Here is a 13024-nt window from a genome sequence, read left to right as displayed (position 1 = left end):
TGTCACTTCCTTTTACTTTTTTTGTGAATAACGTTGAAGGGCAACAAGGCGTGCTTTGGCATGATCCACGATGGGGAGCGGGTATGCGCTGCTCTGTGTGCTGCCCTTCCATGTCCACGGACAATGGACATAACGGTCCGGAACCGACTCCAGCTCAGGAATCCAGGCCCGGACAAACCGCCCGCCGGGATCAAATTTTTTCCCCTGGCTGACGGGATTGAAGATTCGAAAATAGGGCTGGGCGTCACAGCCGGTGGATGCAGACCACTGCCAGCCACCGTTATTGGCGGGGAAATCGCCATCTACCAGATGGCGCATGAAATAGGCCTGGCCATGGCGCCAGTCAATGTGAAGATCCTTGGTCAAAAAACTTGCCACAATCATGCGCAGCCTGTTGTGCATCCAGCCGGTCTGGTTAAGCTGACGCATGGCCGCATCAACGATGGGGTATCCAGTTTTACCCGCCTGCCAGGCTGCAAGCAGTTCCGGATTGTCGTCCCATAAAAGCCTATCGCCCCAGGCATGGAAACAAGCCTGCCGACTAAGGTCCGGGATAAAAAACATCAGGTGATGATAAAAATCCCGCCATAACAGTTCATTTTTCCATGTGGTACCGCCCCGGCTCTGTTCTGCTGAAATAACGCCGGCAAGACACATGCGTGACGACACTGCCCCAATGGCAAGATAGGGAGAAAGACCGCTGGTTCCGGCAACAGCCGGAAAGTCCCGCTCCTGGTCATAGACGTTCATGGGGCCTGTACAAAAATCCGTTAATTTTTTTTGGATGGCTTTTGTGCTCACATGATATGCCCTGCTGGACACTCTGGGATAGCTGAAGGGCTGTTCCGGTGAAAGGATTTGACTTTGAATATCCGAAGGTAGTTCAGCTTTAGTCACGGGCTGCAGCGGCATCAAAGACGGCACAAGACCTTGCAGGTGCTCACTGCAGGCTCGGGCAAAGGGCGTAAACACCTTGTAATACGCTCCCTGGCGATTAAGAACCGTGCCTGGGGGACACAGGCAGGTATCATGGCAGGCCTGGGTCTTGCCGCCCTGTATGGACATCAATGTTTCGACCAGCTTATCACGGCGGTTTTCGTTGAGCGGGTATTCGCAATTAAACCACAGCGTGCCTACCTGTAGACGATCAGCTGTAGCGGCCACGCATCTTGCTGCCGCATCATAATCTTTTGCCTCTGTGTACAAAAGATCAATGTTCAGTGCCTGCAGATCTGTTTGAAGGGCAAAAAGCCGTTTGTAAATAAGATCGGCCTGGATTGGGGCCATATCGTGCCCTGCCCATTGATCCGGGGTGGCCGTAAATATCGCGACCACCGCCTCATTATGTGCTCGGGCAAAGCTGACCGCCCCATGCAGGGCCGTATTGTCCTGAATTCGCAAATCCCGCCTGAACCAAACCAACTGCATGACAAGCTCCTTTTTATTATCCTTTAAGTTCAGCACCACACAGGGTTTTAATGACCGTGGATGCGTGAAAATGGTCGGCATCAAACAGCCGGCTAAGTTTAATGATATCTTGCTGCTGCTTTTTTGTGGGCACCCGGTTGGCAAATACGGCCAGATGTTCATACGTTTGAAGACGTGCATGATCAATAAGGCCTGAAATATGTTCAACGCCGTCCAGCAGGGTAATATGCAACCCCTGGCCGGCCATGGAAACCAGCCAAAGCCAGGCGGCAAGGCTGCCGGGAGGATCCAGGCTGATGGCAAGACACGGTATGGAGGCGGACTTATTTTCAGATCGGATCATTGCACTCAGACGGCTGATTAATAGGAACTGCAGCAATGCCGCGGCCACAGAACCCTGTTGGCGTTTCCACTGCCCCAATGCGTCAATGACAGGCAAAAAGCATTGACGTATAGCGATATTTGGCGGGTACTCCCGGCATATCCGATTGACAATATTTTCAGCCCGCCTGCTGTTTAAGTCGGCCAGCGCCTGCAGCAGATCATCTGCGGCAGCAAGGGTATCATTCGACTGCGCAGGGGCCGTCACTTTTCCGGAACCCGAAAGCAACCCTTTGACTTTTCCGATGGAGACCCCGCGCTCCAGCCAGCGGCATATTTCCCGGATGGTCTCAATCTGAGCCGGACTGTACAGGCGATGCCCTTTGGCGTTTCGTTCCGGGGTAATCAAGTGATACCGGCGTTCCCAGGCACGCAGGGTCACAGGTTTAACACCGGTAAGCTCTGCGGCCTTACGAATGATAACACCGGTACCAGTCTGCCCATCCAAGCCATTCACGATATTCTTCGGTTTGTCCCGACAAGCCGTTTGTTTGTTTAAATTTTGCTTATCAGCGACCATAATTAATTACCAAGGCCCTGGGATACGCATTGCTGATAGCAGCGGGTATAAGATGTCTGCCCATAATGTCTCTCCTATAAAAGGTTGTACAAAAATATTCTATGTACAATAGATAATGCGGCAGAGAATGCTTTACAAGTATTTTTTTGTACAACATTATTTTTACAGCTTATCGTGAAGCCAATCAGAGACATGAATCTTATTAACCCTTTTAAAATACATATTTATCCCGTATTCATATAAGCAATGGTTCGGACAGTTTTTAGCTCAGAAAACCCAATAAAATAAGGCTGAGCAGCAATTATTTGCAACTCAGGGGTGACTGAAGCGGACCTAAGTTGCAAATAATTAAAATCAGTTCCGCTAACCATCTAAAATTATTGTACTGGGGCATATAAAAAGTGTCCGAAGTATTGATAAGGAATGTTATGTATAACAAAGCAACACGAATCCATCTTCAGGTACTGAATACCGTCAACAACATTAAAAAGGAAATTAACTATGAGAGCAAAAATACAAGCAGGCATCATGGCTGCTTTCACGGCAGACGCATTGGCTTTGGGCGCACACTGGGTTTACGACATCGCCCAGATAAAAGACAAATACGGACGTCTGGATTTTATGGCATCGCCGGAAATCGCACCGTTCCATAAAGGAAAAAAGAAAGGCGATTTCACCCATTATGGAGATCAGATGTTCCTGCTGCTTGAGTCCCTTTCATATTGCTCAGGCTTCGATTTTGACAATTTTTCAACCCAGTGGAAGGCGATGTTCGAGGATTACAGCGGTTGGGTGGACGGCGCCACCAAGGAAACACTGGCCAATTTAGAAGCGGGAAAGTCACCCCAAGAAGCCGGGTCAGGCTCAACTGATTTAGGCGGTGCCTCCCGGATGGTTCCACTGGCACTTTTTTATGGGGAGGACCGTGAGACGTTTATGGCAAATGCAGAGACACAAACCGCAATGACCCACAATCACCCCCAGGTTATACAGAGCGCCCGTTTTTTTGCAAGCGCTGCAATAGAGACGGCTGAAGGCAGAAAACCGCTGGATGCCCTGGAAATGGCCCAAAAAGAACTTTCTTCAAATTCTCCTATCTACCAGATGATCACAGATGGTCTTGAAAGTGTCGATAAAGAGACAACACAGGCCATCGCAGGTTTCGGCCAGATGTGTGAAACCCAGGCCGCCCTGCCCGGCACGATTCATCTGATTGCCAAATATCCCAATGATCTGAAAACCGCAATGGTTGAAAATGTCATGGCCGGCGGGGATTCTTCTGCCCGGGGCATTTTGTGCGGGTTTATCCTGGGAATATGTAACGGCATGAATGCCGTCCCGGAACAGTGGATAAAAGAGATGCGGCTGGCAGATAGAATCCGGTCCCTGGCCGGAATAACGAAGTAACGGCCAGGGACCGGATTTATCACCACCCTATCGCGTCCAACACCCAAAAATGAAAGTAACTTAACAACTTATCGGTACTTTCATATAACGACCACGGGCCGTCATTGGTCTATCGACACCGAGACTTCGGCCCACAACAAAGACAGAAAGAATCCAGTTGCTTGCTGGAAACTTTCTTATAAAAAACCTTCCCAATTGCATAGAATGCCATGCAATTGGGGTTAAAAATAAATCAACATAAACGCAGCATCTTAATTGCCATCAAAAAATCCGATATCGGGATTTGACTTCAAAAAGAAAACCGACATGTGTGATTGTAACGATGTGGGAAAACACGCCAGACCGGGGGGGGGATGAACCGGCGGGATTACTCGGCGGCCATGCCCAGGCACAAGCCGCGCCCACCGTCAAAGTGGCAGAGCGGCTCATTACCTTGAACGTCAACGGGCGGCAGGCCTGAAGATTTCATTGTCAGCGACGGACAGGTGACATCAAAAGAGGCAGGACAGGTGATGAGCTTTGCCGATGCGGCCGGAGAAGTCACCTCTCCCCAGATCCGCAACCAGGGAACACTGGGCGGAAATATCTCACAGGACACCCGCTGCTGGTACTATCTGTAGCCCGGAATATCAAACCCAGGACTCTGAATAATGGGCGTTTTCGGTTCTGTTTATACTTTAATAAGATTTGGATCTTGATACAATCAATAACAGAAGTAGTCAACATTCCTTTCAATAATGGCTTTGGGCCTGAATGATACCATAAGTCATCGGTCTTCTGGCCAAGAATAAAGGTAATTTGTACAGGGTATTTAATTGACTATTGCAATTTGGCGCAGGGGATGTTTAATTATTCCAAGAGTGGTGATTTGCAAAAGGAATTATGCAGATCTGGTTAACATTAAAAATATCATGTTATGCAGTTAGATAATCACTCTTGGATGATATACAGATCTGCTGAACATATTGTTAGGCCAGATCAGGAAGGGTGCTGAGTTGATAGAGCGACTTGTACTTACTTGTGTTAATGGTCATCTGACCCCAATTACTCGCTTCAGCCGTCAGCCGTCAGCCGCAAAACGCGATACACCGATTGGTTGCGTGCAACTTAATGGCGTACGATGCATGCCGCAAGGCGGCTCCGTTTGTAGCGGAAACGCGCGATGAGTGGCAACTTTGAGGAGCAATCATGAAGGCCTATCGGATCTCGCATGGCGGGCAGATCGACGGACTGCAGTTGGAAGACATCGTCGAGCGCCCGCTCGAGCCCTACGAAGTACGCGTCAGGGTACGTGCTGTGTCGCTAAACTATCGCGATCTGGTGGTCGCCAAGGGGATGGATCCGACAAAGGTAGATCACCCAGTCATTCCCTGTTCCGATGGCGCGGGAGATGTCATCGCAGTCGGTTCGATGGTCCGCCGGGTCAAGCCGGTCGACCGGGTGGCGGCGTCCTTCTTCCCCCATTGGCTCGAAGGTAGACCTGATCGAAGTAAGGTCCGGAACTCGCTCGGTGGCGACGTTGACGGTATGCTGGCCGAGGAAGTCACGCTGCATGAGGAAACCCTCGCCAAGATCCCGGACCAGCTGGGATACGTCGAGGCGTCAACCCTCCCGTGTGCAGGCGTCACCGCGTGGAATTCGATCTTCGAGTCATCCGACGTTCGCCCCGGCGATACTGTTCTCTTGCTTGGCACCGGTGGTGTTTCAATCCTGGGTCTGCAACTGGCAAAGGCTGCAGGCATGCGGGTGATCATCACATCGTCCAGCGATGAGAAGCTGGTGCGCGCCCGCGCCCTGGGTGCGGACGTGACGATCAACTACCGTGCGACCCCCGAATGGCAGGACGAGGTGCTAAACCAAACTGGCGGCGAGGGAGTCGATGTGGTGCTGGAGGTCGGCGGGCAGGGAACCGTTACCCGCTCTGTCGCATCCACCGCCGTGGGCGGGACCATCGCCGTCATCGGAGGCGTCAGCGGCTTCGGTGGCGAGGTCAATCCGTTGACCCTGACGCTCGGTGCCAAGCGCATGGTCGGCATCTACGTCGGCAGCCGAGCAATGCTGGAGCAAGTCGCAAGGCTGGTTGCTGAAACCGGCATGAAGCCGGTAGTCGATCGCGTATTCCCGTTTGCCGAGGCGCAGGAGGCGTTCCGCTACCTTGAGTCGGGAGCGCATTTCGGCAAGGTCGTGATCGACCTAACGCAATAGCCATGCTGCCAACTTCCCAGACGGAACCACTATGCCGAAGAACAAAGAAGACTCGCCTCCGTATGACGACCTGAGTAAATTGGGGTCAGATGAACATTTATTGCGTGAACCTTCATCTGACCCCAGTTTCTGAGTGATGACGCATATGAGAAGTCTCCTGGTCATATGCGTACGGCACTAATTCAGCACAAAGCGCAGAGGCAGCCAAATGCTTAACAAGTCGCTCAAGTTCGTTCCGCGCTTCGCGCTCTACCGGACGCGGCTAACACCGAGCCGCTTAGCTTAGACGTTCTCGGCGGCTCCGCGATTATCCGCTGGGCAAAAGAATGGCGTTGACCCTATTTTTACTGGTGGATGGCACTAACACGATAATTATTAGACTGAGGAGAGGTAATGGAATTTACTGACCAGTTGGCTGCACTTTCAACACGGGCGATCAAACAAAAAGATATTATAAAAACTGAGGAAGCGACAAAAAACGCTCTTGTCATGCCGTTCATTCAGGCCCTCGGTTATGATGTTTTTGATCCATCCGAGGTTATCCCAGAATATATTGCTGATGTTGGTAGCAAAAAAGGAGAAAAAGTTGACTATGCTATCGTCTCGGATGGCAAGGTCACTATGTTGTTCGAATGTAAAAATTGTGGATCCAATCTCATCGACTGCCATGCTTCACAGTTACGTCGGTACTTCCATGTTACGACAGCGAGAATATCTGTCTTAACCAACGGGATATCATATAGATTTTTTTCAGATCTTGAAGAACCGAACAAGATGGATGAAAAACCGTTCATGGAAATTAACCTGCTAGAAATCGATCCTCAAATCATTCCCGAATTGAAAAAGCTTACAAAAAACTCTTTCGAACTCGACAAGATGCTTCTTTCGGCAAATGACTTGAAATATACTAGGGAGATAAAAAACCTGCTCGAAAGTGAGTTCGCCTCACCATCGCAAGAGCTAGTAAAGTTTATATTAGGTAATGTCTACACAGGTCTAAAAACACAACCGGTTATTGAACAATTCACTCCGATAGTCAAACAGGCCATCAATCTGCTGATTAATGGTAGAATTAATGATCGTCTCAAATCAGCTCTTACAAGCGATGAAGAAAAGAAGGAAGTGCTTGAGGAAGAAACCATCCCCACTAAAGAAACAGGCGTGGTGACCACACAAGAAGAATTAGATGGATTCTATATTGTGAGAGCAATATTACATGAAGTAGTCGATGTATCCAGAGTCGTCCATAGAGACAACAAAAGTTATTTCGGTATTCTCCTGGATGATAATAACAGAAAACCGCTCTGCCGCCTCCACTTTAATACTTCTCAAAAGTATATAGGACTAATTGCCAGCGATAAAACCGAGACGAAACAACCAATACAAGGCCTGAACGAAATTTACAAATATGCCAATAAAATCAAAGAAACGGTTGGGTTTTATGAGCAAGCACAGAGCGCATAAAACATGGGTGCAATAAACAGGATCTTTGACACTTGGCACAATCATAAAATTCACCAGATAAACTGGTGGTTTTCACGTTTACGGCGGCTCCGCCGCCGTGAATCGCCCATCTTCAAAGATTTTGAGGAATTAGAGGCCCTACAATGTGTCTATGAAAAAACTCTATTGTTCCGAAAAATCCCATGAGCACTGGAGTTTCTATTGTTGGGGATTGGGATCACCCCAATCCCCTTCGATTTTTAACGGTAAATATTCTCAATCCAATACATGGCCTCGGTGTCGCTGATTTTTCCAAGATACCTCTGGGTGGTAGATAGGTTGGAGTGCCGGAGGATAATTTTTGAAACGATTTCAATGGGAACTCCTGACCGGCTGGCATACGTGGCGGCATGTCTTCTAAGGGACTTAGCCGATCTCAATTTACCGTTAATGGTCGAATAGTAATATCCCACTGAGGAAGCTGGGTAAAACGATCAAGGCGCTTTTCAAGTTCTGCTTTCTCCTTTGTGCATAGGGTGATTCCCTTCTGGTATACTGATGTAAGGAGGCTGACGGTTGTCTTTACGCCTCTCCATACGAAGTTTCCTGCTCTTTTGAGCACGGTTTCCACACTATCAAGGAGATAGCCGTTCCATGATTGTTCCAATCCACCCCAGTAGTGCTCAATGTAGTTGTATTTGCTGTGGTAGGGTGGGTAGTACGCAAGGCGAATCTCAAGACCGCTCGTGTTCGCAAACTCGACCATCCGTTGGAGAAAACGGGTTCTGCGGCCGCTACATTCCGGGCCATTGTCCATGTTGATGACAAGACGGGTAACATCTCCAAGGCTTTCCCTGCGGCTATTCCACCAAAGATCAATGCCGTCCATCAGGAAATCGCTGGTCTTGTTGCTGTCCGTCAAGAACAGGAATGCTTTGCCGGTCTCTGTTTCCACTATTCCCCCAGGCACCAGCTTTTCCTTGGGCATCATCTCGTGGTCAAGGGCCTTCACTGCTTCCAATCCACGCGATTTGCCCTTTCGAGAGTAGTCGCCGACATGGACGGTGGCTTTGGTGTCCACGCTGATGCGAACCGTTTTGGGGTCCGAATCAGCTTCGGCATTTACCTCATGGACATTTTTGAAAATCTGGTCTGTCCATTCGTTTTTTTTTGAACTTTGGTTTTTGCCACGCTTCGCAGCCTGTAACCCTGGCGCAACAAAATCTCCGAGAGCGTGCGCACTGCGGGCACCTGCTCTTCCGGCCAACCCTTTTTCAACAGGGCATCGCGTACAGCTGCCGCTGTCATGTTCGTATACGCCAAGGTGGTACGCAAATGGGGATCGGCATGGCTTTGGGGAACCATGATCTCATGAATATCCTTGATCATTTGTGGATATTTGTCCTCAGTCCTGGGCTTGTGCCGTTTGGAAATGTCGTTGAGGCACACAATACCTGTTCTCAGTTCGTTTATCCCCATCTCTACGGTTGCACGCCCCCATCCGAATACGTCTTCCGCAACCCGGGGCTTGCCATCCAACAGCCTATTTGTTACATCCGCCATTGCCTGCCGACGCTCAGGCCAAGGGATGCGCCCAACCAGAGAGCAAACCATCTCCACGACTTCCGGTGTTATCCCGTTCTTCTCCACTGTCGATATCTTCATGACCTTTTATCCTTTCGAGTTGAGCGGCGAGCATAACATAAAATCGGGAATTCAAAAACGGCCAACTCCCTTAAAAGAGAACTTGACCGCGGAAAAAATAATTTGTGTAGAAAAGATCAATGCAGAAAGAACGGCTGCAGCACAGGTCAAAGGAGAGTTGGAAGCAGTCAGGAGCCAGCTTAGGAATCAGGAAACACTTTTATCTGACATGGCAAAATTAAAACACGATCTTGATGTGGCTATCGCAGAAAATCAAAGGCTGTCCAAACAGGTAGAAGGCCCTTCAAAGAAAACGATACCAAAAGAGTAAGGTTGTAGCTCGGTAAAATTAGTCTGCCAAGCTTCCAATTCTGGATTCGTTTTCCATCTGCTTCCTCGTTTATCTGCCCCGGTATTGGGGCTGCTCTTTTATTAACTGTTCCCTTGCCTGGTGTATCCCTGAAAAAATTGCTGATGAAATCTGACCGGGAAATCCAGGGGGCAGGGCCGCACCTGCGTGATCTATACATTCTTGTGTTATATCGCAGCATTTTTCAATGATCTGCTTCATCTCATCTTCCGGGTACCTGCATTTTTTTGCCGTGTCCAGCCAATGTCTTCTGGCTATGCTGTTCCATCTGTAATGGCGGTTTTTCCCTGACACGGCCATGGCCATCTTCACCTTGTGCATGGAAATCTGGCCGGCTTTGACCAAAGGATAGATCGAAATGACATCGTAAAGGGGGGTCAGGTGAAAGCGGCTGCCGGGCCGAAGAAAGATGCTGAAATTTTTGGCATGGCCGTCAATGGCCCCCAGCATCCAGAAAAGCACCTGGGCAGTCATAAAGACGGTCCTGTCCACATGGGCTCTGTCAGAGCCCAGAAGCAGGCCCATGATCGCAGCCATACCCGGTCCCCCGTCCGTCTCATATTTCAGAGCAGAAGGCGTTCCCGTGGCCTGGCAGATATCTTCCTGGGGAAGCCGGATCAGCCAGGAGCCGTCAGCGGACCAGCGCCGGTCAAACCGCTTCACTACCAGTACCTTCTGGCTGCCGAAATTCGCCATCCGGGTGTCAGCCGCAGCCATGCCAAAAGCGTCCAAAAGTTTCTGGCAGAGCCATTCGTTTTCCACACTACCTGACAAATCCAGGCCGGTCTGGCCCAGCCAGCCCATGGGCAGCTTGAAAATGTGGCTGGTGGGCGTGGCCCCGGAAGGGCGGTACCAGTTGCCTTGCATTCTGAGGAAAGCGGTTTTTTCCTGGGCTCCGGCAACGGAAAGCCTGAAATCGGCATCAATGTCCACCCCCAAGGGCATGGCGGAATAAGATTTAAGAATAGCCTCTATCTGTGATTCATCCACTCGATCTGCCGTGACCATTTTGACATTTGGCCTTTCCCCTTCAGGCACAAGCTGCACAGCCCCCACACAATCCCTGCCGATATGGGAGAGCAGGTCAAAGGCCCGGGTGGACGAAGCCCCGACCCTGGCCTGCAGCCTGTTGCGCAATGTCATGTTGTCAGGCAGCAGGTTGTCAAAATAATTTTCAACCCGGTCACCAGAATAAACCTGGGTTGTAAGAGGCAGAGATAGGGACAAGGGTCTTCTATTGCGGTCTGAAAGCCAATCCTCGTCATAACCAAAAGAGATAATCCCTTTGGCACTTCGGGTCAGATGGCCCACAGGAACACCGTTCATAAGAACGGTAAGATTTTTTGCCTTTCCCATCACCATTCATCCTTATTATCTTCCTGACTCCCCTGGACTGGAGTCGTTCCTTCAATGGCCTTGGGCTCAAGGGTCATGCCCACGTCAAGGGCGGAAAGTAGCCTGAACAGGCTGGCTACCCGGATATTGGGATTGCCGTTTTCCATCAGGGAGATCCGTTTTTGGTCAAGCCCCACCCGTTTACCCAAAGCTCTTTGGGTCATCCCTTTTTGTTTCCTCAATTCTTTAAGCGTTACCCCAAGATCACTGGGGGAGACCATGATCTGCTGCATCGCGTCCTCCAAAAAAATATGTCGATAACGGTATAATATCAAATTATGTTTAAAAAGCTATATTTTTATTTTATGCCGCTTTCGCCATATAAGCCTTATGAAAAAAAATAATTGCCTTTTCACCAAATACTTTCAAGATAGGCTCTCACATCTCTACCATTCCAGAATCGTCCCTGTATAATGAAGAATTTTTTTATTCAGATTAAGAAGCTTCTCCCCTAACAAATTCCCAACTTTTACAAGAAAGTTGGGATTATAAGAATTCTCCCCAAGGCTCATCAATAAAAGCGTTGGGGGCTTTTATTGAAAATTTGGACTTGCTTTTTCGAAAAACATATCCTAACTTTTATCCAACTTTTTATTAAAAGTTGGGAATTCTTGAAAATATGAAAAATTTGAATCATCCTAAGAAAGGAAGCCATATTTCTGTTGAACCGATCCGGAGACAAAAAGACATTAAACTGACTCGTGAGTCGTAACTTTGGGAGGCAATATATCGACGTACTCCTTCCCTTAATGTTCCAAATTTGAGACCATGGGAGTACTTTCGACACGGTTCATTCAAGCTTTGGCAAAGCCATTTCTGGATCTGGCACCAGCTTCTCCGGCAAAACACCTGGTTTGAGCATTTTTTTCTTGAAACGGTACTTTTGAATTTTCCGTATTATCGCTCCTGGAGCGGAACTGAATAAATCAACGATCAATAAGTTGGCGATTACAAATTTGACCGTTCGTTCAGAGGGGAGGCTTCTGGATTTTGTTCTCAAGAAGCCTTGAAATTCACGCCATACAGAATTTTGATATTTTAATGAAATCAGTTGCAGCAAACCAAGGGCAATTGAACCGATCATGACAAATCGTTCATATGCATCAAAGCAGCGTCTGACTTTTCTTTTTTGATCAATGCCCATCGGAGGATTCAAATATTTATTCTTTCTGGGCTTTCTGGAATGGCGCGGCAAACCCTTTGTCCAAAATCGATATCGAAAAACACCCATGACATTTTTGAGCATATCAAACATAGTTTCGATACGGAACCTGGCGCAATAAAGTTCAAGGGCCATAACAGGATCTTGATGCAGGTCACTGCACATCAATACGATAGGACCACGACTGGTAATTGCCAGCACAAAACGGATCAGACCAGCTGTCGGCTTCCAGAGTAAATCCAGGGAAGTGATTGAAATCTCTTCAATTTTCCCATAAATTGTGCATTCGATTTTTGAGAATAGGTGTTGATGATCAAATAGCTCTAATAACCGTACTTTTTAACCATACTCTGGTGGTCTACCCGGGCTTTTTTTTTGAGGTATCTGTGCTTCGAAATAGGCCACACAGTTCTTTTTGGCTCTTATAATCAATTCCTCAGTCGGATATTACTATTCGACCATTAACGGTAAGTTGAGATCGGCCAAGTCCCCTATTTTCCAATCTTTTTTCTTAATGTAAAACTGCGGTATGGTGATTCCATCATCTTCAATTCTGCTATTTTTTCTGAAATGTGAATTATTTTCATAGACGTGGAGTCTCCCGAAGCAGGCGTAAACATTGATTGATATTCCGGTGATACGTTCACTACGTTCATAGTAATTGGATCATTAGGGGTTACAACCGAATTAATATTAGTTTCGACTATTATGTTGTCGTGTATCTCCCATGTCCCTGCATGTCGTACTAAAAAATTGAGCGGTAACTCTTGACCTTCCAGATTCAACCTTAATGTAACTTGCCCATCAGTATTGCATTTCCCTCCAACATGATAAGTGTGAGAACCAGAGCCTGTTAGTGCTATACTTAAATTTTGTGGAAGAGATTCACCAAGCATCTGTGCTATCTCAGCAGGCGAAATATATACAGATACTTCCCACGAACCAATTAACATTTTCTCAGTGCTTGGTTGCAAGCCTTCTGGAAACGCAACAGCTTGATTTGATGCTATAAATATAAATATAAAAAATATAGATATAAAAAAAATCATTTTTTTCATTTCATTTTCCT

14 protein-coding genes are annotated in these 13024 nt (G+C 48.0%); 6 read left to right on the top strand and 8 right to left on the bottom strand.

What is annotated here, in order from left to right; all coding sequences use genetic code 11:
* Positions 1–12: 12 nt before the first annotated feature.
* Entirely contained in the window at positions 13–1428 is a 1416-nt protein-coding gene (phrB, locus tag DESPODRAFT_RS16860) for a deoxyribodipyrimidine photo-lyase (RefSeq protein WP_004075171.1), read from the bottom strand.
* Positions 1429–1444: 16 nt separating this feature from the next.
* A complete protein-coding gene (locus DESPODRAFT_RS16855; protein WP_245531951.1) occupies positions 1445–2266 on the bottom strand; it encodes a MerR family transcriptional regulator in 822 nt (273 codons plus the stop codon).
* Between the two features lie 564 nt (positions 2267–2830).
* On the opposite strand from DESPODRAFT_RS16855, the gene DESPODRAFT_RS16850 reads away from it, so the two are divergent.
* From DESPODRAFT_RS16850 to DESPODRAFT_RS16840, 5 genes are all read left to right on the top strand, one after another.
* Complete coding sequence (locus DESPODRAFT_RS16850; RefSeq protein ID WP_040016063.1) at positions 2831–3736, top strand: ADP-ribosylglycohydrolase family protein; 906 nt, start codon at positions 2831–2833, stop codon at positions 3734–3736.
* A 310-nt stretch (positions 3737–4046) separates the two neighbouring features.
* Entirely contained in the window at positions 4047–4196 is a 150-nt protein-coding gene (locus DESPODRAFT_RS20170) for a hypothetical protein (protein WP_157488522.1), read from the top strand.
* 25 nt (positions 4197–4221) lie between these two features.
* Positions 4222–4356 carry an FAD binding domain-containing protein gene (locus DESPODRAFT_RS20165; protein ID WP_216594022.1) on the top strand — a complete coding sequence of 45 codons (135 nt, stop codon included), beginning with the start codon at positions 4222–4224 and terminating at the stop codon, positions 4354–4356.
* A gap of 568 nt (positions 4357–4924) precedes the next feature.
* Positions 4925–5941, top strand: coding sequence for a zinc-dependent alcohol dehydrogenase family protein (locus DESPODRAFT_RS16845; protein ID WP_004075165.1), 1017 nt, complete (start codon positions 4925–4927; stop codon positions 5939–5941).
* 393 nt (positions 5942–6334) lie between these two features.
* The gene (locus DESPODRAFT_RS16840; protein WP_004075163.1) at positions 6335–7405 is read left to right on the top strand and encodes a type I restriction endonuclease; all 1071 of its coding nucleotides are present in this window, start codon (positions 6335–6337) and stop codon (positions 7403–7405) included.
* Positions 7406–7820: 415 nt separating this feature from the next.
* On the opposite strand, the gene DESPODRAFT_RS16835 is transcribed toward DESPODRAFT_RS16840, so the two are convergent.
* Positions 7821–8531, bottom strand: coding sequence for an ISAzo13-like element transposase-related protein (locus DESPODRAFT_RS16835; RefSeq protein WP_245532084.1), 711 nt, complete (start codon positions 8529–8531; stop codon positions 7821–7823).
* On the bottom strand, positions 8507–9049 hold the full coding sequence (locus tag DESPODRAFT_RS21305; protein WP_004075152.1) for an ISAzo13-like element transposase-related protein: 543 nt from the start codon (positions 9047–9049) through the stop codon (positions 8507–8509). Before DESPODRAFT_RS21305 ends, DESPODRAFT_RS16835 begins: the two co-directional genes overlap by 25 nt.
* Before the next feature lie 82 nt (positions 9050–9131).
* Between DESPODRAFT_RS21305 and DESPODRAFT_RS16825 the strand changes: the two genes are divergently transcribed.
* Entirely contained in the window at positions 9132–9359 is a 228-nt protein-coding gene (locus DESPODRAFT_RS16825) for a hypothetical protein (RefSeq protein ID WP_172635739.1), read from the top strand.
* 69 nt (positions 9360–9428) lie between these two features.
* On the opposite strand, the gene DESPODRAFT_RS16820 is transcribed toward DESPODRAFT_RS16825, so the two are convergent.
* From DESPODRAFT_RS16820 to DESPODRAFT_RS16805, 4 genes are all read right to left on the bottom strand, one after another.
* Positions 9429–10754 carry a type II toxin-antitoxin system HipA family toxin gene (locus DESPODRAFT_RS16820; protein WP_004075150.1) on the bottom strand — a complete coding sequence of 442 codons (1326 nt, stop codon included), beginning with the start codon at positions 10752–10754 and terminating at the stop codon, positions 9429–9431.
* On the bottom strand, positions 10754–11026 hold the full coding sequence (locus tag DESPODRAFT_RS16815) for a helix-turn-helix domain-containing protein (RefSeq protein ID WP_004075149.1): 273 nt from the start codon (positions 11024–11026) through the stop codon (positions 10754–10756). The genes DESPODRAFT_RS16820 and DESPODRAFT_RS16815 overlap by 1 nt, the downstream gene beginning before the upstream one ends.
* 557 nt (positions 11027–11583) lie before the next feature.
* Positions 11584–12090, bottom strand: a complete 507-nt coding sequence (locus DESPODRAFT_RS16810; protein WP_040016061.1) for a hypothetical protein — start codon at positions 12088–12090, stop codon at positions 11584–11586.
* 356 nt (positions 12091–12446) lie between these two features.
* Positions 12447–13013 carry a hypothetical protein gene (locus DESPODRAFT_RS16805; protein WP_004075145.1) on the bottom strand — a complete coding sequence of 189 codons (567 nt, stop codon included), beginning with the start codon at positions 13011–13013 and terminating at the stop codon, positions 12447–12449.
* Positions 13014–13024: the final 11 nt, after the last annotated feature.

Source organism: Desulfobacter postgatei 2ac9 (genome assembly GCF_000233695.2).
Taxonomy (GTDB): Bacteria; Desulfobacterota; Desulfobacteria; order Desulfobacterales; family Desulfobacteraceae; genus Desulfobacter; species Desulfobacter postgatei.
This window is presented reverse-complemented; position numbering and strand designations above follow the sequence as displayed.

What these genes read in the sequence shown, in the direction of transcription:
- phrB (WP_004075171.1), bottom strand. Translation starts at nt 1,428, where the DNA reads ATGCAGTTGGTTTGGTTCAGGCGGGATTTGCGAATTCAGGACAATACG.
- DESPODRAFT_RS16850 (WP_040016063.1), top strand. Translation starts at nt 2,831, where the DNA reads ATGAGAGCAAAAATACAAGCAGGCATCATGGCTGCTTTCACGGCAGAC.
- DESPODRAFT_RS16845 (WP_004075165.1), top strand. Translation starts at nt 4,925, where the DNA reads ATGAAGGCCTATCGGATCTCGCATGGCGGGCAGATCGACGGACTGCAG.
- DESPODRAFT_RS16840 (WP_004075163.1), top strand. Translation starts at nt 6,335, where the DNA reads ATGGAATTTACTGACCAGTTGGCTGCACTTTCAACACGGGCGATCAAA.
- DESPODRAFT_RS21305 (WP_004075152.1), bottom strand. Translation starts at nt 9,049, where the DNA reads ATGAAGATATCGACAGTGGAGAAGAACGGGATAACACCGGAAGTCGTG.
- DESPODRAFT_RS16820 (WP_004075150.1), bottom strand. Translation starts at nt 10,754, where the DNA reads ATGGGAAAGGCAAAAAATCTTACCGTTCTTATGAACGGTGTTCCTGTG.
- DESPODRAFT_RS16815 (WP_004075149.1), bottom strand. Translation starts at nt 11,026, where the DNA reads ATGCAGCAGATCATGGTCTCCCCCAGTGATCTTGGGGTAACGCTTAAA.
- DESPODRAFT_RS16810 (WP_040016061.1), bottom strand. Translation starts at nt 12,090, where the DNA reads ATGGCCCTTGAACTTTATTGCGCCAGGTTCCGTATCGAAACTATGTTT.
- DESPODRAFT_RS16805 (WP_004075145.1), bottom strand. Translation starts at nt 13,013, where the DNA reads ATGAAAAAAATGATTTTTTTTATATCTATATTTTTTATATTTATATTT.